This window comes from Trebonia kvetii (genome assembly GCF_007827045.1).
Classification (GTDB): domain Bacteria; phylum Actinomycetota; class Actinomycetes; order Streptosporangiales; family Streptosporangiaceae; genus Trebonia; species Trebonia kvetii.
The window spans coordinates 1-403 of sequence record NZ_RPFW01000064.1 but is presented as its reverse complement, the minus strand read 5'-3'; the positions used below and the strand labels follow the sequence as shown (position 1 = coordinate 403).

1 protein-coding gene is annotated in these 403 nt (G+C 30.5%); it reads right to left on the bottom strand.

All coding sequences use genetic code 11. The features are described from left to right. Positions 1 to 259: 259 nt before the first annotated feature. Positions 260 to 403 (bottom strand): 50S ribosomal protein L27 (locus EAS64_RS42980; RefSeq protein ID WP_187366588.1); only part of this gene is annotated, 144 nt, incomplete at its 5' end.

Sequence of the window (403 nt, the reverse complement as noted above, 5' to 3'; positions counted from 1 at the left end):
ACTTCTACTGTCCCATTTATTTCCTCTAAGGATTTTCCATTCGTATGATAAATCAATCGATGACGTTGATGTTCTTTATCATTCATTATTTCTCCTAGCTCTAAGTTGAATAAAATTCAACAACCATTATGTTAAGTATATTTTTATAGTAATTAAAATAAATCAATTATCGATTTAAGAAATTATCAAACTTTTTAATCTATAACTGAATTCATTAATATATAATAAAAAAACCTGTCAAAGACAGGTTTCAAAATTCTTATTTAGCCACTACTGGATAAACTGATACGTGTTTTTTACCACGTTTCATTTCGAATTTAACAGTTCCTTCGATTTTAGCGAAGAGAGTATCGTCGCCACCACGGCCAACGTTAGTACCTGGATGGATATGTGTACCACGTTG